This window comes from Flavobacterium araucananum, assembly GCF_002222055.1.
GTDB lineage: Bacteria > Bacteroidota > Bacteroidia > Flavobacteriales > Flavobacteriaceae > Flavobacterium > Flavobacterium araucananum.
In genome coordinates, this window is sequence record NZ_MUGS01000051.1 from 108,884 (window position 1) to 127,363 (window position 18,480).

The 18,480-nt window shown below is 33.2% G+C and carries 20 protein-coding genes and 2 tRNA genes; 8 read left to right on the forward strand and 14 right to left on the reverse strand.

What is annotated here, in order from left to right; genetic code table 11:
* Positions 1 to 45 precede the first annotated feature (45 nt).
* The 5 genes from B0A64_RS19660 to rlmN form a co-directional block, all read right to left on the reverse strand.
* Entirely contained in the window at positions 46 to 1,077 is a 1,032-nt protein-coding gene (locus B0A64_RS19660) for a hypothetical protein (protein WP_089481189.1), read from the reverse strand.
* Positions 1,078 to 1,336: 259 nt separating this feature from the next.
* The gene (locus B0A64_RS19665) at positions 1,337 to 2,086 is read right to left on the reverse strand and encodes a hypothetical protein (RefSeq protein WP_089481190.1); all 750 of its coding nucleotides are present in this window, start codon (positions 2,084 to 2,086) and stop codon (positions 1,337 to 1,339) included.
* Complete coding sequence (locus B0A64_RS19670; RefSeq protein WP_089481191.1) at positions 2,073 to 2,633, reverse strand: RNA polymerase sigma factor; 561 nt, start codon at positions 2,631 to 2,633, stop codon at positions 2,073 to 2,075. The genes B0A64_RS19665 and B0A64_RS19670 overlap by 14 nt, the downstream gene beginning before the upstream one ends.
* A gap of 190 nt (positions 2,634 to 2,823) precedes the next feature.
* Entirely contained in the window at positions 2,824 to 3,801 is a 978-nt protein-coding gene (locus B0A64_RS19675) for a polyprenyl synthetase family protein (protein WP_089481192.1), read from the reverse strand.
* A gap of 507 nt (positions 3,802 to 4,308) precedes the next feature.
* The gene (rlmN, locus tag B0A64_RS19680) at positions 4,309 to 5,352 is read right to left on the reverse strand and encodes a 23S rRNA (adenine(2503)-C(2))-methyltransferase RlmN (RefSeq protein ID WP_089481193.1); all 1,044 of its coding nucleotides are present in this window, start codon (positions 5,350 to 5,352) and stop codon (positions 4,309 to 4,311) included.
* Positions 5,353 to 5,795: 443 nt separating this feature from the next.
* Between rlmN and B0A64_RS19685 the strand changes: the two genes are divergently transcribed.
* The 6 genes from B0A64_RS19685 to B0A64_RS19710 all read left to right on the forward strand — a co-directional run bounded on the left by B0A64_RS19685 (position 5,796) and on the right by B0A64_RS19710 (position 10,467).
* Positions 5,796 to 6,356, forward strand: a complete 561-nt coding sequence (locus B0A64_RS19685; protein ID WP_089481194.1) for a YceI family protein — start codon at positions 5,796 to 5,798, stop codon at positions 6,354 to 6,356.
* Positions 6,357 to 6,568: 212 nt separating this feature from the next.
* Positions 6,569 to 7,138 (forward strand): YceI family protein, encoded by a 570-nt coding sequence (locus tag B0A64_RS19690; protein ID WP_089481195.1) that lies wholly within the window; start codon positions 6,569 to 6,571, stop codon positions 7,136 to 7,138.
* 5 nt (positions 7,139 to 7,143) lie between these two features.
* On the forward strand, positions 7,144 to 8,523 hold the full coding sequence (locus B0A64_RS19695) for a hypothetical protein (RefSeq protein ID WP_089481196.1): 1,380 nt from the start codon (positions 7,144 to 7,146) through the stop codon (positions 8,521 to 8,523).
* A gap of 32 nt (positions 8,524 to 8,555) precedes the next feature.
* Positions 8,556 to 9,080, forward strand: coding sequence for a hypothetical protein (locus B0A64_RS19700; RefSeq protein ID WP_244285452.1), 525 nt, complete (start codon positions 8,556 to 8,558; stop codon positions 9,078 to 9,080).
* A gap of 267 nt (positions 9,081 to 9,347) precedes the next feature.
* Positions 9,348 to 9,713, forward strand: a complete 366-nt coding sequence (locus B0A64_RS19705; protein ID WP_089481198.1) for a hypothetical protein — start codon at positions 9,348 to 9,350, stop codon at positions 9,711 to 9,713.
* A 112-nt stretch (positions 9,714 to 9,825) separates the two neighbouring features.
* Positions 9,826 to 10,467 (forward strand): O-methyltransferase, encoded by a 642-nt coding sequence (locus tag B0A64_RS19710; protein ID WP_089481199.1) that lies wholly within the window; start codon positions 9,826 to 9,828, stop codon positions 10,465 to 10,467.
* Positions 10,468 to 10,736: 269 nt separating this feature from the next.
* Here the strand turns inward: B0A64_RS19710 and B0A64_RS19715 are convergent, their stop codons facing one another.
* The 7 genes from B0A64_RS19715 to B0A64_RS19745 form a co-directional block, all read right to left on the reverse strand.
* Complete coding sequence (locus B0A64_RS19715; RefSeq protein WP_089481200.1) at positions 10,737 to 11,300, reverse strand: phosphatase PAP2 family protein; 564 nt, start codon at positions 11,298 to 11,300, stop codon at positions 10,737 to 10,739.
* Positions 11,300 to 11,662 (reverse strand): Sec-independent protein translocase subunit TatA/TatB, encoded by a 363-nt coding sequence (locus tag B0A64_RS19720; protein WP_089481201.1) that lies wholly within the window; start codon positions 11,660 to 11,662, stop codon positions 11,300 to 11,302. The genes B0A64_RS19715 and B0A64_RS19720 overlap by 1 nt, the downstream gene beginning before the upstream one ends.
* Positions 11,663 to 11,767: 105 nt before the next feature.
* Complete coding sequence (locus tag B0A64_RS19725; RefSeq protein ID WP_089481202.1) at positions 11,768 to 14,005, reverse strand: M1 family metallopeptidase; 2,238 nt, start codon at positions 14,003 to 14,005, stop codon at positions 11,768 to 11,770.
* Positions 14,006 to 14,071: 66 nt separating this feature from the next.
* Positions 14,072 to 14,578 carry a DUF6702 family protein gene (locus B0A64_RS19730; RefSeq protein WP_089481203.1) on the reverse strand — a complete coding sequence of 169 codons (507 nt, stop codon included), beginning with the start codon at positions 14,576 to 14,578 and terminating at the stop codon, positions 14,072 to 14,074.
* A complete protein-coding gene (locus B0A64_RS19735) occupies positions 14,575 to 15,330 on the reverse strand; it encodes a hypothetical protein (RefSeq protein ID WP_089481204.1) in 756 nt (251 codons plus the stop codon). Before B0A64_RS19735 ends, B0A64_RS19730 begins: the two co-directional genes overlap by 4 nt.
* Positions 15,320 to 16,048 (reverse strand): carboxypeptidase-like regulatory domain-containing protein, encoded by a 729-nt coding sequence (locus B0A64_RS19740; RefSeq protein ID WP_089481205.1) that lies wholly within the window; start codon positions 16,046 to 16,048, stop codon positions 15,320 to 15,322. Before B0A64_RS19740 ends, B0A64_RS19735 begins: the two co-directional genes overlap by 11 nt.
* A complete protein-coding gene (locus B0A64_RS19745; protein ID WP_244285453.1) occupies positions 16,035 to 16,802 on the reverse strand; it encodes a carboxypeptidase-like regulatory domain-containing protein in 768 nt (255 codons plus the stop codon). The genes B0A64_RS19740 and B0A64_RS19745 overlap by 14 nt, the downstream gene beginning before the upstream one ends.
* 163 nt (positions 16,803 to 16,965) lie before the next feature.
* Between B0A64_RS19745 and pepE the strand changes: the two genes are divergently transcribed.
* Entirely contained in the window at positions 16,966 to 17,673 is a 708-nt protein-coding gene (gene pepE, locus B0A64_RS19750; protein WP_089481206.1) for a dipeptidase PepE, read from the forward strand.
* Between the two features lie 127 nt (positions 17,674 to 17,800).
* Here pepE and B0A64_RS19755 read toward each other — a convergent pair.
* Together B0A64_RS19755 and B0A64_RS19760 are read right to left on the reverse strand one after the other, a co-directional pair.
* Positions 17,801 to 17,873, reverse strand: a tRNA-Gly gene (locus tag B0A64_RS19755).
* A gap of 107 nt (positions 17,874 to 17,980) precedes the next feature.
* A tRNA-Gly gene (locus tag B0A64_RS19760) sits at positions 17,981 to 18,053 on the reverse strand.
* A gap of 135 nt (positions 18,054 to 18,188) precedes the next feature.
* On the opposite strand from B0A64_RS19760, the gene B0A64_RS25605 reads away from it, so the two are divergent.
* Positions 18,189 to 18,458: a GNAT family N-acetyltransferase gene (locus B0A64_RS25605; protein WP_244285454.1), complete on the forward strand. Its 270-nt coding sequence runs from the start codon at positions 18,189 to 18,191 to the stop codon at positions 18,456 to 18,458.
* The last annotated feature ends 22 nt before the right edge of the window (positions 18,459 to 18,480 follow it).

Genomic DNA, 18,480 nt, shown 5'->3' on the forward strand with positions numbered 1-18,480 from the left:
CGCCTCTTTCGAAGCGCTTTTTCTACTAACTAATCAACTGCATTTTTAATTTAAATCAAGACGTACTCCTAACGAAATATTATTTTCTTTTACTAAATTATTTTTAAACAAAGGATTCAAATCATATTTTGCATATAAGCTAAATGCTCCATATCCTACATAAGAACTTAATCCGTAGATAAAATTATTTACATTATAATCTCCTTTTATGGTTGTTTTATAATCTAAATCATCCTGATCGTACTTTAGAATTTGTTTCGATTTTACGTTAATTCCTGCGTAACCTCCAATCCCGAAACGGAAGCTTTTATGCGTTCTAAAACAGGTCTTCCCGTTGCTTACCTGAGGCCTGGTAAAATCAAATTCTAAATGCAATGGCAGCACGATATAAACGTTTCTGAAGCGAGATTCATCCAGATTAATAGCGTTTGTCTGCAAGACTGTCTGATCGCCATTTACCACAAAAGTTCTGTTGTCTGTTGGGCGAATGTTATTGTACATTAACGAAAGCCCGTATTTGGCATGCAATAAATTATCGTTTTTCATTAATCTCGAGTTATAGGTAAAGCCCCACTCGTAAAAATGTGAACCAATAAAACTGTAATTAGAGTCCTGAAGTTTACCATCGACCATCATATTATTCAATCCCATTGCAAATACAAATTGCGAAGTGGTTCTTTTTTCGCCGTGAATAGAATCTTTATCAGAATCTTTTCTCGTCCAGCGAAAGGTATAGGTATGCGTAGAATCTTGTTCTTTGATCTTTCCGTCTACTTTTTGTTGTACCAGATCATTAAGTTCATTTTGAGCCAGGGTCACTTTTTCTTCAATGATTACTGCTCTTGCTTCTGCCAATTCTTTTTTGCGTTTGTCTGCTTGTTCCTGCGTAATTTTCCCTTCAGACAATTGAATGTTTACCGCTTCGACTTCTTCTTTAAGAGCCGCTTTTTCTTCTTTTGTAACTTTCTCTATTTTATTGGCAATTCTCTTTGCTTTTAATTCAAAAGTTTCCTGCCCCAGAACTTTACTAACAAATAAAAAGACGAGGATAACGAGATAAAGTGTAAAATTTTTCATGATTGATTGATTTTTAAAATTGATTGATGATGATTATTAATTCTTAATTATTGATTTTGAATTGTTGATTGTTGATTGTGAAATGTGAATTGCGAAATGCGAAATATGAATTCCATCTACATCGGGTTAAAACCCGACGCCACAATATGGATCGTTCCTCCGGAACTAAAAATCTGCATTCTTATTTCTTTCCTCTATATTCTTTATTCTATTTTCTATACTCTGAACTCTTTCTTCTATACTCTTTCTTCTATTTTCTTTATTCCTGCTGATTTCGATTTGCCAAAGCCACTTTTACTGTTTGGTAGTTTTTATTGACTTTGGTAATCATTTTTTCTCTAAATGAAAGCTCTAATTCACCATCTACCTGATTAAGCAGATCATTGGCATTAATTTTTACTTTTGATTTTGGTTTAACCGAATTTTCTGCAACAACACTTTTTTCGGCTGATTCCAGCAATTGATCTACTGTTTCTTTTTTAGAAGTTTCGGCAATTGCTGTTTGATTTGTAATAGATTGTTTTTCCTGATTGTTTTTCTTGATGATTGAAGACTCCGCTATTTGATTTGATTCTTTTTTAATGTTTTTATTAGAATTTGGTACCAAAATATTGGGATGATTATTTCCCTGATTTATTAATTTATGTTTTGAAGCTTTTTCTGAAACCGCAACTTCTGTTTTAGCAGGAACCATTATATTCAAAGTTGGTCCTGCAACAGAATCTTTCTTAGTATTCTCTTTTATAACGACATTGTTTTTTGGCGTTTCGGCTACACTTTTCTTTTGGTTAAAAAAGAAAGTTCCAACTAGCAAAAAACCTACAATACTGGCAGCGATATAGATCCATTTTTTTCCGGAAGTTTGCAGAGAGCGAAGTCCAATTACAGGTTCCTTTTTTTCGGCAATACTTAACATAGCATCCAGTCGATCCCAGGCTTTATCGCTTGGCTCTATCGTGCGTTGTTTTAGTTTTTCACGGAAATCCTTTTCAAAATTATTCGGTTCCATTATCTTGTTTTTTTAATATATTAATTTGTGTTTGCAGCATTTTTCTAGCGTGCGATAATTGCGATTTTGATGTCCCTTCATTGATCCCCAACATCTTTGCAATCTCATTGTGTTTATAACCTTCGATAGCGTATAAATTAAAAACCATTTTATATCCATCCGGCAAAGCATCTATTAAAAACTGAATCTGATCTGTCGAAAACTGACTATCAATTGCATTGAAACTTTCTTCGACATAAATTTCGTCTTCAACAAACTTTACTTTTTTCTGAACCCTTAGGTACGATATACATTCGTTAACCATAATTCTGCGAATCCAACCTTCAAAACTTCCTTTGTGTTCAAATTTGTTTAAGTTGGTAAACACCTTCATAAAAGCGGTTATCATTACATCTTCTGCCAATTGAATGTCTTTTATATATTGTCGACAAACACTTAGCATTTTTGAAGAAAACCGACTGTAAATTTGCTGTTGTGCTTGTCGATTATGACCGACAGCCAACTTTATAAGTTCAGTTTCTTCTTGATGTAAATGGATAATTTTCATTAATAAGCGTTCAGATTTTATTTTACTAACAGTCTTCTATTAGCATAGACGATTGTCGTTTCGAAATGGTTGCATGAAGATTGAGAAAAAATTAAAAAATAAATTAAAAACTCTAATTACACACATAAAAATGCCTGATTTACAAACATATAAGCCAATTATCTAATGAACAAATTTCTAATTAAAAGAATTATTTTTTTCTTTCAATAACGTAGTTTACCATTAAAATAAGGGCTGCTTTAAACTCAGAATCGGGGAAATTCTCTAATAACGCAAGTGCTTCTTGTTGAAATTGCACCATTTTATTTTCGGCATAAGCCAAACCATTATTGTCTTTTACAAAGGCAATAACTTCTTTTACGCGCTTTTTGTCTTTGTTGTGGTTTTTGATGGAGTTTATCAACCACTTTTTTTCTTGTGGGGTACAAGTATTTAAAACATGAATTAAAGGCAATGTCATTTTTTGCTCCTTAATATCAATTCCGGTTGGCTTACCAATGGCTTCGTCACTATAATCAAACAAGTCATCTTTTATTTGAAAAGCCATTCCGATTAATTCGCCAAATTTGCGCATGTTTTCAACCTGAATATCATCTTCAATTACTGATTTTGCACCTAGAGCACAACAAGCCGCAATAAGGGTAGCGGTCTTTTTTCGGATGATTTCATAATAAACATCTTCAGTAATATCAAGTCTTCGGGCTTTTTCTATTTGAAGTAATTCGCCTTCACTCATTTCGCGAACGGCTACAGAGATGATTCGGAGTAAATCGAAATCTCCATTATCTATAGAAAGTAACAATCCTTTAGACAATAAATAATCTCCCACCAGAACGGCAATTTTATTTTTCCAAAGGGCATTGATAGAAAAAAATCCGCGACGACGATTACTGTCATCGACAACATCATCATGTACTAAAGTCGCCGTATGGATAAGCTCAATTACTGATGCTCCGCGATACGTTCTTTCGTTGACAATGCCTCCTGAAACCATTTTTGCCGTCAAAAAAACAAACATCGGACGCATTTGTTTTCCTTTTCGGTTTACTATATAATAAGTAATACGGTTCAGTAAAGCCACCTTTGAAGTCATCGATTCATGGAACTTTTTTTCAAAAAGTTCCATCTCGTTAAAGATGGGCTGTTTTATTTGAGAAGTAATATTCATTTCGTTCCCAAATATACTATTTTAAATAAAAAAACGTTGTGTATTTTACGTTAGTATATTAATAATTTATAGAATAATTAAGAAAACGTATCCGAAACATTCTCTGTCTAAAGACTATTTTAAAATTCTATACTTAATAAAAGCAAAACCAGGAAAACCATTTTATAACAAACCAAATTAGCAAACCAGAATCCTTTTTGCCCAAAAAAGCATTAAAAACAAGAGTAACGCTCGTTTTTAATGCTTTTTGTTTATTTATTCTATTATGTAGTCCCTACGGGACATTATTTAAATTGTCTTCAATTGATCTGCCAACATATAATCTACCAACATGTAACTCCTGGCGGAGTATTCCCTGAAATTACAAATTGACGCAAATAAATTGATACCAACATATAATCTACCAACATGTAACTCCTAGCAGAGTATTTTCTCAAACTATATATTGGTAGCAAAAACATAACCGGTATTGCTATTTTGTCCCGTAGGGACTACACAAACCCCAGACTATCCTTCTTTATTGGCTAATTGTCCGCAAGCCGCATCTATATCTTTTCCTCGGCTTCTACGTACTTTACATACTACTCCAATATTCTCCAGCGCTTTTATATACGCCATAATAGATTCTTCTGAAGCTTGTTGAAACTCACCATCATCAATTGGATTATATTCGATTAGATTAACCTTGCAAGGCACATATTTGCAAAACTTTACCAAAGCATCAATTGAGGCTTTATCATCATTGATTCCTTTCCAGACTACATATTCGTATGAAATCTTATTTTTTGTTTTTTTGTACCAATACTCTAGTGATTCTCTTAAATCTGCCAGAGGAAAATTTTTGCTAAAAGGCATTATTCGCGCACGAACTTCATCAATAGCGGAATGTAAAGAAACTGCCAATTTGAATTTTACATCATCATCGGCCATTTTTTTGATCATTTTCGGGATTCCTGAAGTCGACACCATAATACGTTTTGGCGACATTCCTAAACCTTCCGGCGACGTAATCATATCAATAGCTTTAATAACATTGTTATAATTCATCAAAGGCTCCCCCATTCCCATAAAAACTATATTCGAAAGCGGATGATTGTGATACAATCGACTTTCTCTATCTATTGCGATAACCTGATCGTAGATTTCTCCCGGTTCAAGATTTCGCATTCTTTTTAAGCGTGAAGTCGCACAAAAATTACAATCTAAACTGCAACCCACCTGACTTGAAACACAAGCTGTTGTTCTGGTTTCGGTTGGTATCAAAACAGATTCTACCACAAGACCGTCATGTAAACGCACTGCATTTTTTACAGTTCCGTCGCTACTGCGTTGCATCGTATCAACCTTAATATGATTGATTACAAAATTATCCTCGAGCATAGAACGAGTTGCTTTTGCAACATTTGTCATATCTTCAAAACTATGTGCTCCTTTGCTCCACAACCATTCATATACTTGGTTTCCACGAAAAGCTTTATCATTATTTTCAACAAAAAAATCGCGTAACTGATCTTTTGATAGGGCTCGTATGTCTTTTTTCTCCATTTGCATGGTGCAAAGTTAATCACTTTTGTCCTTTTTTTTTGATTTTTTGCTTCATTCCTTACTTAAACAAAGAAATCGTAAAAAAAATCATCAATATCTCAAATCCAGCTTCAGGTTTAAAGATTTTTAAATAATTGTCTGCTAGCTTTTCTAAAAACCCATTAGAAATAAAAAAGAGGATGACATGACGATAAAACAACTACAATCAACTAGTAAATAAACACTTAGTTCTAAGTCAATTTTAAACACTATCACAATTCAGTCTCAATTGATCTGCTTATCCTTTACTATAATACTTTAATAAAATTTTAACAATGATTTTTATCATTCCGTTTTTTCTGTATCCTAAATAAATTTGATCCAGGAAATAAGGTCACCACTTAATTCTGTAAAAGACTTATCGAATTATAAATTTCCTCATTTAAGTAATTAACCTATACGTTATCAAAATGAAAACAATTAAATCAATCTTACTGACAATAATTTTTACAGCCTTGGGATTGCAGGCAAATGCGCAAAAAAACTATACTGTAAATACAAAATCAACTTTTGAAGTTGCAGGAACTTCTACTGTACACGATTGGGTAATGAAATCTACAGAAGGAACCGGTATTGCGAACTTAACGATCAAGGATTCTAAACTTGCCGGCTTAAACAGTTTAACGGTAACATTATTAGCAGAAAGTTTAAAAAGCAGTAAAACAAGCATGGATAAAGTGGCTTATGAAGCCCTGGACACAGAAACACATCAAAATATTGAATACGTTTTAAAATCTGCCGAAAAAATAAACGAAACTACCTGGACTCTAACCGGAATTTACACCATTGCAGGTGTGAGCAAAGAATATAAAACGCAGGTAAAGGTAACAGCTGATAACGGAACTTTTATTTTGCAGGGCTCTAACCAAATTACTTTTGGGGATTTTGAAATGGCTCCTCCAAAAGCTGCTCTTGGGGTTGTAAAAGCCGGAAAAGACTTAACGCTAATATTCACTATAATTTTAAGCTAATCAAAATCCATTTTTAAAGGATAAAACCAAGTTAAATCATCTCTCCTAAAATGAAAACGTTATAGTTATTAAATACATTTTTAATAAAATTTTAACAATGATTTTTATCATAAAAATTAGTTAACAATCAAGATACATTTGATACAAGTTAACAAAACAACAATTAGTACTAAACCAAATTGACTTACACACTATAATTAAAAAAGAACAAAATGAAAGCGACAAGAATACAATTAATAGCAATGGTAATTTCCTTTTTAAGCATTACCTCATTTGCAAATGCACAAAAGAGTTATGCATTGGATAGTAAATCTACATTTTCAGTTTCCGGAACATCAACCTTACATGACTGGGAAATGAAATCAAGTTCAGGAACAGGGACCGCAAACCTGACTATTGCAAATTCTAAACTAAGTGATATAGAATCTTTATCTGTAATCCTTTTGTCTGAAAGCATAAAAAGCGAGAAAAAAAGTATGGATAAAGTAGCCTACGAAACTTTAAAAACAGATAAACAAAAAACGATTAAATATGTTCTGAAATCTGCCGAAAAAGTGAATGAAACTACCTGGACTCTAACCGGAACCTATACTATTGCAGGTGTGAGCAAAGAATATAAAACTACTGTAAAAACAACGGTTACAAAGGAAGGTCTAAACATACAAGGATCAAACAAAATCACTTTTACTGATTTTGGCATGAAATCTCCAACAGCAATGTTAGGAACCATTAAAACAGGTCAGGATTTGACCTTGAAATTCAATTTAAACTTTAATTTATAATAATCATGAAAAAAATCTATCTTCTATTTATAGCATTAACAAGCACGTATGCTGTAAATGCACAGCTTAGTTTTGGACATATACAGAATCAGGTTCCCCGCGATCAAAGAGCAATTAATGTATTTGATGTTAGAAAAGATACAACTGCCTATAAAGGAATTAGTGTTGATTTAGGTGGTGCATTTGCATTACAATTTCAAGCTGTAAATTCCTTCAATCATCAAAATAACCTAACCGGAGCTAATGGAGCATACCGATTAAACAATCTAACTAACGACTTTAATTTACCTAACGCTAATATGACAATTGGAGCACAATTAGCAGATGGTGTTCGTGTAAACTTAGACCTGTATCTTGCCTCAAGACACCACCATGAAACCTGGGTACAAGGTGGATACTTGCAAATTGACAAATTAGACTTTATTAAAAAAGGCTTTCTTGAAGATGTTATGAAGTACACGACGATCAAAATAGGTCAAATGGAAAACAATTATGGTGACGCACATTTTAGAAGAAGTAACAACGCTTATACTATAACAAATCCTTTTATTGGAAACAATATCATGGATGCTTTTACTACCGAAATGGGAGCTGAAGTATACTACAACAGAAGTGGTTTTGTAAGTATGATTGGAGTAACAAACTCTAAACTGAATCAAAACGTACAAGAAATCATCCCTGGAACACCTACAGCACTTGCTCCGGATCAAAATACAACTGTTAGTCCAACGATATTGGCAAAATTAGGCTGGGACAAACAAATTGACAGCGATTTAAGAATTAGACTTACCGGATCTTACTATCATACTGCTAATTCTAGTGGAAACTTATACTCTTCAGACAGAGCAGGAAGTCGTTTTTATAGTGTTATGACACACGCCGGAACGATTGGTTACCCAAGTTCAAATATTTTAGATTCTGAAAGCAATAAAGATACCGGTAGATTTAATCCCGGATTTGGCAACTGGGCAACATCTTATATGGTTAACCCATTTGTAAAATATAAAGGTTTTGAATTCTTTGGTACATTAGAGTTTGCTTCGGGAGGTGATTATAAAGGAACTGATGATACTCGTAACGTGAATCAATATGTTGGAGATCTGGTATATCGTTTTGGAAATCATGAGAACTTATATGTAGGTGCCAAATATAATTTAGTAGATGGAAAATTAAAAAATACCGATGCCGAGGCTGTTCAGGTAAATAGATTTGAAGCTGCTGCAGGTTGGTTTATGACTAAAAACATTCTGGCAAAACTTTCCTACGTACAACAGAACTACAAAAACTACCAACAATTTGGAAACGTAGGCGGAGTTTTAATGCCTAATGATTTCTACGGTGGGAAATTTGAAGGACTCATGTTTGAAGCAACAATTTCATTCTAAAAAAAATGTACACAAGGTTTTTAATCTTAATTATGGGTTTAGCAATTTTCTTTTTTATGGGAAGTGCTAAACCCACTTTTTTAGCAGAAGATACTACTCTGGTCATAAATAAAATTAAAATAGAAATTACCGGAACATCAACTGTTGGCACTTATAATTGCTCCAATACTTTTTTTATAAAAGATACTATATATCTCAATTCAATAAAAAAGAACGCTTTTACTACCGAAATTAAAATGTCAAATTTTGATTGTGGAAACAAAATAATGACTAAAGATCTACAAGGTACAGTCAAAGTAAAAAAATTTCCAAATAGTATTGTTTCGATAACAGATATAAAACCATGCGGTAAAAATTACAAATGCAATCTTAACTTTTTTATTACCGATAAAACACTAAAATACAAAGATTTTGTATTGTCTAATTCTGATGCTAAAATTCAGGGAACACTCAATTTAAAATTTTCTGATCTTGAGCTGGAACCTCCCGTAAAAATGGCTGGTCTAATAAAGGTTAGGGATGAAATCGTCATTAATTTTAGTTTATACAAAAACTAGCTTCATAAAAAATACGTTCAGAACGTTGATAAAATTCAGATCTTATTTTTGATGTCTACAGCTTAAACTCAAAAGTCTAACGCAATTATTTTAGTGCTGAAAAAAAAATATGTCTAATCTTTTTAAATTCTATTTTTTTGGCACGGGAATTGTCTTGCTCTTGAAAGAAAAATAATCTTACAAAGAGCTCAATTATTTTAAAATGTGTATCTTTATTTTTCAGCTTTATAACCTTTAAATTTTATCAACCTAAAAAAATCATTCCTTATGAAAAAACAAATTTTAAGCTTAGCTGTTATCGCTTTATTAGCATTCGCTGTTCAATCTTGCGAAAAGAAAGAACCAAAACCAGCAGAAGATGAATTGACTCTTGGTAACAAAGTTGATACATTGACAACAGACATTAAAGAAGCAAAAGACAGTGCAGTAATTAAAGCCGAAAATGCTGCAACAAGCGCTAAAGAAGCTTCTCAAAATGCGGTTGAAGATGTAAAAGATGCTACTAAAAAAGCAGCTACTGATGTAAAAGACGCTACTAAAAAAGGCGCCGAAAAAGTAGAAAATGCGGCAAAAGCTGCAAAAGACGGAACAGTGAAAACTGCAAAAGAAGTCAATGAAGCTTTGAAGAAATAATTCTATCAGAAATCAAAATTGAAACCATCCGCCGCTGCGGATGGTTTTTTTATGCTCAAAACCGAAGCAATATTTTTTGTATTTTTGCTCTTCAAATTTAGAAGATTATACCATGCATTTTATATCACAGGACTTAGAAGATTATATCGAACAACATTCTGAAAACGAACCGGAATTATTAGCAAAATTAAACAAGGAGACTTACCAGAAAATACTTTTACCAAGAATGCTAAGTGGTCATTTTCAAGGCAGGGTTTTAAGCATGCTTTCTAAATTAATTCGTCCGGTTAATATTCTCGAAATTGGTACTTATACCGGTTATGCAGCTTTGTGTTTGTGCGAAGGAATGCAGGAAACCGGGCAATTGCATACAATTGATATTAAAGAAGAGTTGGTAGACTTTCAACGTAAATACTTTGATGCATCGCCTTGGGGTAAGCAAATTTTTCAGCATTTAGGAGAAGCTGTAGAGATCATCCCAAATCTGGATGTAAAGTTTGACCTTGTTTTTATTGATGCTGATAAAGAAAACTACCTGAACTACTGGGAAATGATTGTTCCGAAAATGAATAAAGGCGGAATGATTTTATCTGATAATGTTTTATGGAGCGGAAAAATCCTTGAACCTGTTCATCCAAATGACGTGAGTACAAAAGTACTTTTAGAATATAACTTACTTTTAAAAAATGACCCCAGAGTTGAGACCGTTTTATTACCAATTCGTGATGGTTTGACGGTTAGTAGGGTGTTGTAAAAAAGGTACTAAGTTTTTTCTCTGGATAATTAGAAATTAAAAGTAAGATCAAAGGCTTTAGCCAAAACATTACGTTTTGGCTAAAGCCTTTTTAATTAGACCTATTTATCTCCAGCTAAAGCAGGAGACAATTGAATAATTAATATATAATTTAATCTTAAATTTTATTGTAAAAACGGGAGTCTTAGCCCAGATGGAAGCGACATCCTTTTGTTTTTTTCTTTAAAAAACAAAAGATACAGCGGACAGCTGGAAATAGCTCCTGAAAATTATCCCGGAAAATATTGGGGTTTTAATTTTCGATAAACTAAATAAATTAAAAATCCGAATAGTGCTCCAAAGAAATACCCTGTCAGGATATCACCCGGATAATGTAATCCTAAATAAATTCGGCTATAGGCGAAGATTAGTGGCCATAAAAACAGAAATCCCAAATACTTGAAATGACGTTTTAGAACCAGGAATAAAAAAGTCGCTACAGCCATTGTATTCGCCGCATGTCCCGAGAAAAAACTATACGATTTTCGAACCTGAACGACACGAATAATCGAATTGATTTCTGGATTATTACAAGGGCGTAAACGCTGAAACGTATATTTGAATAAGTTAGTCGTCTGATCAGTAAAAGCAATTAGAATAGCAATAAACAGTAAGACATATAGTGTTTGTTTGCCTCCTATTTTTTTATAAATAAGATAAAACAACAGCAAAAAAAATGGAGTCCAATTGAGTTGATTGGTAATAATAAGCCAAAATTTATCGTAAGTTTCAGAGCCTAAACCATTAAGATATATCAATAAATTGGTATCTAATTCTTGTATTCTTTCAAGCATTATCCTTGGCGTTTTACAGGTCCTGAAGAAATCGAGTCAATATCTTCCTTTACTTTATTGATTTCTGTAGCAGTATCTCCCAATAAATTGCCTGATAAATTAGTCGTATCTCCAAGCAGGTTACTCTTGGCATCATTGATCTGAGCATTAATATTACCGGTAATATCTGTTAAAGATTTTGCATCAAAACCATTAGCTTCTGCTCCTTTATGAATTTCGCTTTTAATATCGTTGGTTGCATTTTTTAATTGCGCCATTGCTTTACCCATTGTGCGGGCAATTTCAGGCACTTTATCTGAACCAAAAAGCATAAGTACTATAAACAATATAAAAACTAGTTCTCCTCCTCCTATACCAAACATATCTTTTATTTTAGTGTGTTACAAAGATATTAAAATTTGCATCCGTGAAGTTTAAAATTTACTTAAAAAAAAAAGACTCTTTTCAGAGTCTTTTTAAATTTATAATTAATCAAATTTTGATTTTACTTCTACTTTTGGCCATGAATTGTTGGTTACATCAATATCAGCCGTCATTAGTTTTGGATCTATCTGAATACTTTTTATAGCTTTTGATGTTGCATAAACTTTCTTGGCGGTATCATTATTTTTTCTCCAGATTTGAGCCGGATACTGGTAATTGTCTTTTGTACCGTCTTCATAAGTAATCTCAACAAGAATTGGCATGATCATTCCGCCTGGCTTGTTAAACTCTACTTCATAGAAATATTTAGGCGATTTTAATTCCGCTTTTTCCTCAGCGGTAAATGTTTGCGCTACATAATCAGCCAAAGGTTTTACATCTTCTACTTTTAATGCTTTTTTATTTGCTGCATTTACCTCAGCATTGTCTCCGGATACTAAATAAACGAATGGTCCTTTTTCGAAACCAAAACGTCCTTTTCTCACTTTTACATCTTTAATATCTGCAGTTGGAGTTTCGGACACATAATATTGTTTTACGTCTTTGATACCAATATCTACAAAATCTGTTGAATAAAACCATCCTCTAAAAAACCAATCTAAATCTACCGCAGAAGCATCTTCCATGGTTCTAAAGAAATCTTCAGGAGTTGGGTGCTTAAACTTCCATCTGTTTGCGTAGGTTCTAAAAGCATAATCAAACAATTCTCTTCCCATTACTACTTCTCTCAAAATATTAAGACCTGTAGCCGGTTTTCCGTAAGCATTGTTTCCAAATTGTACAATCGTTTCAGAGTTTGACATAATTGGCTCTAAAAACTTTTGATCTCCGCTCATATAAGGAACTATATTTTTTGCAGGACCACGTCTTGACGGAAAATTTGGATCTAACTCCTGTTCTGCCAAATATTCCAGAAAAGAGTTCAAACCTTCATCCATCCAGGTCCATTGACGTTCATCTGAGTTTACAATCATTGGAAAAAAAGTGTGCCCAACTTCGTGAATTACCACACCAATCATTCCATTTTTAACCTCTTTGCTTGTCACTCCATTTTCATCAGGACGACCAAAATTCCAACAAATCATTGGGTATTCCATACCTTGATCTTCAGCAGAAACTGATACGGCTTTTGGATAAGGGTAGTCGAATGTGTGAGACGAATAACTTTTTAAGGTATGCGCCACAGTCAGGGTCGAAGTTTCTCCCCAAAGCGGATTTGCTTCTTTTGGATAAACAGATTCAGCCATCACTACTCTGTTTCCAATTTTTACAGCCATTGCATCATAAATGAATTTTCTTGAAGATGCAATTCCAAAATCACGTACGTTTTTGGCACTAAATTTCCATGTTTTTTTCTTTTCAGAAAAACCTTTTTCAGTTGCCTCGGCCTCAGCTTGTGTAACAATTACAACGGGTTTATCAAATGATTTTTGCGCTTGTTCGTAACGTTTTACCTGTTCTGGTGTAAAAACTTCGCTTCTGTTTGTCAATTCTCCAGTAGCATCGATGACATGATCTGCAGGAACTGTAATATTTACGTCAAAGTTTCCAAAAGGCAACGCAAACTCTCCGCTTCCCCAGAACTGCATGTTCTGCCACCCTTCAACATCGTTGTAAACCGCCATTCTTGGATAAAACTGAGCTATTACATATAATTTATTCCCGTCTTTCTCGAACAATTCATATCCTGAACGTCCACCTTCTTTTCTGTAATTATTAATGTTGTACCACCATTTTATAGCCAGTGAGATTTTCTCTCCCGGCTTTAGCGGAGTAGCAAGATTAATACGCATCATGGTTTCGTTGATTGTATAGGACATTGGATTTCCTTTTGAATCCTTTACCTGTTCTATATTAAAACCGCGCTCTAAATCTTTTTTCAAGTATTTACTCGAAAAACCTTCCAGAGGCAAAACCTGATTAATTTTTTCACTTTCGGCAAGAGAAGTCTGAGTTTTTGCTTTAGCCTGATTCTGATCCAACTGAATCCATAAATACTCTAAGGTATCCGGAGAATTATTGGAATAGCTAATAACTTCAGAACCATTTAATTTTGAATTTTTATCGTCTAATTCAATATCAATTTTGTAATCTGCCTGTTGTTGGTAATACGCTGGTCCGGGAGCTCCGGATGCCGTACGAAACATATTTGGAGTTGCCAACAAATCATACATTTGGCTAAATTTGTTTGTATCGTATTTTCCTTGTTGTTTTGGTGTAGCTGTTTTCTCCTGAGCTAGTAATATTGCAGGAAAAATCAACAATAATGAAAGTTTTTTCATAAATTTTTAATGGTAATTTTGTCAGGGTGTGAAAATAGCAATTAAAATGATAATTTTAACTATTCTTTAATACTTTAACAATTCTTTCCTTGATGATTCTGTAAAAAGAACACTCTTTTTAGTACCAAAGGCTGAAATATGTGTAATATTTTGCTGTTCAGCATTCCAATCGACTAAAATAGTATTTGAAATCTCTATTGTTTTGAATTTATCAATGTCTTTTATTCTGGAATAACATACTAAAACATCTCCTGCTTCTACTTCTTTAGATAAAAAAGTAATAGGTTTTGACTGACCGTTTATTTTTACAGTAAAATTCTCAGAAAGATATTTCTTTAACAAATCAAGATCTCCCTGAGTTTCTTTGTCAGTACCTACGAATGTTTTTTGATGGTATTTTTTTTCCATTCCATTATTCAAATCATCTATAAAGATTCGGGAAGTAATTTGAATCATCTTTTTCTCGGCCGCATAATTGACCTGAAAAACTCCCATATAAAATTTATGGAATGAAAAAGCCGAAAGCGATAAAAACAATATCCCCAGCAAAGGATAAATTAGTCTATTTTTCATTTTCCGGAAACATTCACTTTTTTGAATTCCTTATTTTTATTGATCAGAAAATCTATCAATTCAAATTTTTGATCAGGATCAAGATGTCTTTTTGATTCTGGATCATTTGAGCAATACATCAAAAACAATTCTATTTCGTCCTCTTTTACACCTAATGTTTGTGTAAAAAAATCAGGTTTAAAATTTGCTCTTGAATATTCAATAAATGCCAGATCAGATATAACTTCTTCTTTTACATCATCATTTTTAGAAAGAAGTTTTTTGACATCTTTAAAAATTCTAACAAAATCAGTTCCATATTTAATAGTCTGATCAGAGTACATTACTGTGTTTTTTGCCGTAGATTGTTTATCATCTTCAAATTGCATATCTGTAATTTTCTGTGAGCCCACACCAAGGGCCTTCACTTTAAGATCTTTATGAACTAAAACTTCTTTTAACTCATTACTTACTAAATTCAGAGATACAGAAAACAGTACATCTGCACAATCTTTATCTGTTAAAACAATTTTTTTGGATTGAAAAGCTAATCCTGTAAATAACAAAGTATCTTTAGGTTTTGCCATGATATCAAACAGTCCGTTTGAACCAATAAAAGTTCTAACATTTGCATTAACATTCATTACATAACCACTTTCGATCGCCAAAGTGTTATTAACCGCCTGACCATGTAATGGTTTCCTTGAATTACTTTGCCCTACCACAATCTGGCAAAATAAGCACACAACGAGTATTCCTAGTTTATTTTTCATTTTCGAGAATAATTAGATATTTTCTTGCTAAATCTGTTATTAAAAACATACTCATTGTTTTGTTTTTAGTATCCAAAGATACAGCAAATTCAGTATCATCTATGCAATATAATTGAAATCCTTTGATATCTGCGACCGGAATCTTCAATCTTTCTGTATAATAATTCTCATCAAAAAGATATTCCATTTTTCTAAAAAGCATCTCCTTCTTCTCTACTTTCACTTCTTTTTTAAGCATTGCAGTTCGCCCTGAAATCTTATTAAGCAACTTATCTACAGAAGTCGAAGTTGCGGTATAAACTTTTCGCTCTGCCGGTGTATATTTTTTTTGACCGTATGGAATTATTCCTAAATTTTCGGCCGTAATGTTAGCGTTTTCATTTACAATTACTTCTTTCAATTCTACTTCTTTGGGAGTCATTTTTATGACAATCGAATTTGAATTTAAATCCTCAACTGTAATTCGGCGTTTTAGCGGATCTAAATTAACAGCAGAAAAAACCAACACATCACCTTCTTTTACCACAATAGAAAACAGGCCACTTACATCAGAAACTGTCGTAACCTGTGTCGTATTGTTGATGATATTTACACCCTCAACATTAGTCGACTGTTCGAATATTTGTCCGGTAATTTCCTTAGGCCCTGTATTTTGACCAAAACCAATCTGAATAACGAATAAAAAAAGGATTATTTGTAATGTGTTATTTATTTTCACGTGCAATTATTTCTTTGTATTTTACAGCTAACTCTCCTAACAAAAACTCTGTAGAAGTTCTGTTTTTTGAGTTCAAAATTACTGTGAATTTATCATTTTCGACTGCATAATATTCAAATCCTTTTACGTATTCTAAAGGAATTTTTAATCGATTAACAAAATGATCGAGAGAAAACATACGCTCTAAAAGTTTCATAAAAAACTCTTTTTTCTCTACTGCCACTTCTTTTTTAAGCATTGCTGTGCGTCCGGAGAAAAAATTCAACAAAGGATCTGCAGAAATTGAACCTCCCGCCATCGATCCTGCATTTGCCGTAGCGTTTAATGCCGTAGCGGTATGCAGCTTTCTCTCGGCTTCAGTATATTTTATTTGGTCACCCGGAATAATCCCTAACGAAACTGCGTTGATCCCGCTATAATTTCTAACAACGACTTCCTGCAATTGATGCATGACCATACTTAATTTTACTGTAAAGTTAAGATCAGAGAAATTTTCCGGCGTTAGCAAAACTCTGTTTTCTTTGAATTGTATCGACGAAAACACGAGCGTCTCACCGGGTTTTGCCGCAATCGAAAAACTACCATAAGCATCGGTCGTAGTCATTATTTCGGTTTGAGCATTGACCACATATACGCCATCTAAATCTGAAGTGTTCGAAATTATTCGACCGTTTACAACACCGCTTTCCAGATTTTGAGACCAAGTCGACTGGCTCAAAATAACAATCAAAATACATACAGCTTTATGAATCAAAATGACAAAAAATTAAATTTGTTCTTAAAAATGTAAAAATATCTTAATGTACTCCAAAATTAGTACTAACGAGTTGGTAAAAATATGTTAATTAAACCCGCTTTATCTGCAATAAAAAAGGACTTTTTAATATCTTTAACCTAAACAATTTGAGTTCAATTTTATGAAAAGCATTATTATCGCGAGCACTTCTACTCTACACGAAGGAAGCTATTTAGAATATTTATTACCTACACTACAATCCCATTTTAAAAATTGCAAAAGCATTTTATTTATTCCGTTTGCACGCCCTGGCGGTATATCTCACGACGATTATACCCAAAAGGTTGCACACGCGTTTGCATCAATAAACATTAACGTAAAAGGAATTCATGAGTTTGAAAATGCAGAAAATGCGATAAAAAATGCCGAAGGAATATTTACCGGAGGAGGAAATACTTTTTTGCTGGTTACTCAATTATATAAACACAACATCATGCAACTTCTTTCTGAGACTGTAAAAAACGGAACTCCGTATTTAGGAACCAGTGCCGGAAGCAATATTTGCGGTTTATCGATGCAAACTACCAATGATATGCCAATCGTTTACCCACCAAGTTTTCAGACTTTAGGATTAATCTCTTTTAACTTAAACCCGCACTATCTCGATCCTGATACACAATCTAAACACATGGGTGAAACCAGAGAAACGAGAATAAAAGAATTTCATGCTTTTAATGCTATTCCGGTTTTAGGTTTAAGAGAAGGAAGCTGGCTTGAAGTAAAAGGAGAAAAAATAACCCTAAAAGGAAACCTAAAAGCTCGTTTATTCAAGCAAAACGAAAATCCTGTAGAATTAGAAACAGAAAGTGATTTGAGTAATTTAAATTAAAAAAGATATTTTGATCATTAAGATATTAAACTTATTAAGAACTGAACTTAATTTTTCTTAATATCTTAATGGTAAAAAATATTTGCTCAAAAAAAATCCCCAAACAAATTGCTTGAGGATTTTGAAGAGCGAAAGACGAGGCTCGAACTCGCGACAACCAGCTTGGAAGGCTGGAGCTCTACCAACTGAGCTACTTTCGCATTAACAGGGTGCAAATATAAATAATTAAATGGTTTAAAAAAATAAAAATCAATAAATTATTTAACTTTGATAAAAAAACCGAAACAATTAAGTTCCGGTTTTTTAGAGCGAAAGACGAGGCTCGAACTCGCGACAACCAGCTTGGAAGGCTGGAGCTCTACCAACTGAGCTACTTTCGCATTACTGTGGTGCAAATATAAAAAATAAGTTAAGTTCAAAACAAGCTTTTTCGCAAAAAAAATCAATTAAAATCAACAATAATTTATAACGCATTTAAAACTAAAAAGTTATAAGGGCAATTATTTTTCGGAAAAATGAATATTATTAAAGAAATCCCCTCAAAAGCGGCTTATATCGTCCGCCAACCCGTTCTTAGAAAAGGAAAACCTATAGAAACCTGCCTCTTTGAAGCAGACGATTTAGAAACTACACCTCATTTTGGTTTGTTTGATAATGAAAATTTAACCGGAATTATTTCGCTATTCTCTAAAATCAATCCTATATTTGTCGAGCAAAATCAAGCTCAGATTCGTGGGATGCAGTTTAAGAAAAGCATCAGAAGCAAGGATTTGGAGAAGCTTTAGTTAAACATTGTAAAACCTACTG

Coding starts and splice junctions, on each gene's coding strand:
- B0A64_RS19730 (WP_089481203.1), bottom strand. CDS start 14,578: ATGAAAAATAGACTAATTTATCCTTTGCTGGGGATATTGTTTTTATCG.
- B0A64_RS19695 (WP_089481196.1), top strand. CDS start 7,144: ATGAAAAAAATCTATCTTCTATTTATAGCATTAACAAGCACGTATGCT.
- B0A64_RS19700 (WP_244285452.1), top strand. CDS start 8,556: ATGGGTTTAGCAATTTTCTTTTTTATGGGAAGTGCTAAACCCACTTTT.
- B0A64_RS19665 (WP_089481190.1), bottom strand. CDS start 2,086: ATGGAACCGAATAATTTTGAAAAGGATTTCCGTGAAAAACTAAAACAA.
- B0A64_RS19725 (WP_089481202.1), bottom strand. CDS start 14,005: ATGAAAAAACTTTCATTATTGTTGATTTTTCCTGCAATATTACTAGCT.
- B0A64_RS25605 (WP_244285454.1), top strand. CDS start 18,189: ATGAATATTATTAAAGAAATCCCCTCAAAAGCGGCTTATATCGTCCGC.
- rlmN (WP_089481193.1), bottom strand. CDS start 5,352: ATGCAAATGGAGAAAAAAGACATACGAGCCCTATCAAAAGATCAGTTA.
- B0A64_RS19685 (WP_089481194.1), top strand. CDS start 5,796: ATGAAAACAATTAAATCAATCTTACTGACAATAATTTTTACAGCCTTG.
- B0A64_RS19705 (WP_089481198.1), top strand. CDS start 9,348: ATGAAAAAACAAATTTTAAGCTTAGCTGTTATCGCTTTATTAGCATTC.
- B0A64_RS19690 (WP_089481195.1), top strand. CDS start 6,569: ATGAAAGCGACAAGAATACAATTAATAGCAATGGTAATTTCCTTTTTA.
- B0A64_RS19660 (WP_089481189.1), bottom strand. CDS start 1,077: ATGAAAAATTTTACACTTTATCTCGTTATCCTCGTCTTTTTATTTGTT.
- B0A64_RS19720 (WP_089481201.1), bottom strand. CDS start 11,662: ATGTTTGGTATAGGAGGAGGAGAACTAGTTTTTATATTGTTTATAGTA.
- B0A64_RS19735 (WP_089481204.1), bottom strand. CDS start 15,330: ATGAAAAATAAACTAGGAATACTCGTTGTGTGCTTATTTTGCCAGATT.
- pepE (WP_089481206.1), top strand. CDS start 16,966: ATGAAAAGCATTATTATCGCGAGCACTTCTACTCTACACGAAGGAAGC.
- B0A64_RS19715 (WP_089481200.1), bottom strand. CDS start 11,300: ATGCTTGAAAGAATACAAGAATTAGATACCAATTTATTGATATATCTT.
- B0A64_RS19710 (WP_089481199.1), top strand. CDS start 9,826: ATGCATTTTATATCACAGGACTTAGAAGATTATATCGAACAACATTCT.
- B0A64_RS19670 (WP_089481191.1), bottom strand. CDS start 2,633: ATGAAAATTATCCATTTACATCAAGAAGAAACTGAACTTATAAAGTTG.
- B0A64_RS19675 (WP_089481192.1), bottom strand. CDS start 3,801: ATGAATATTACTTCTCAAATAAAACAGCCCATCTTTAACGAGATGGAA.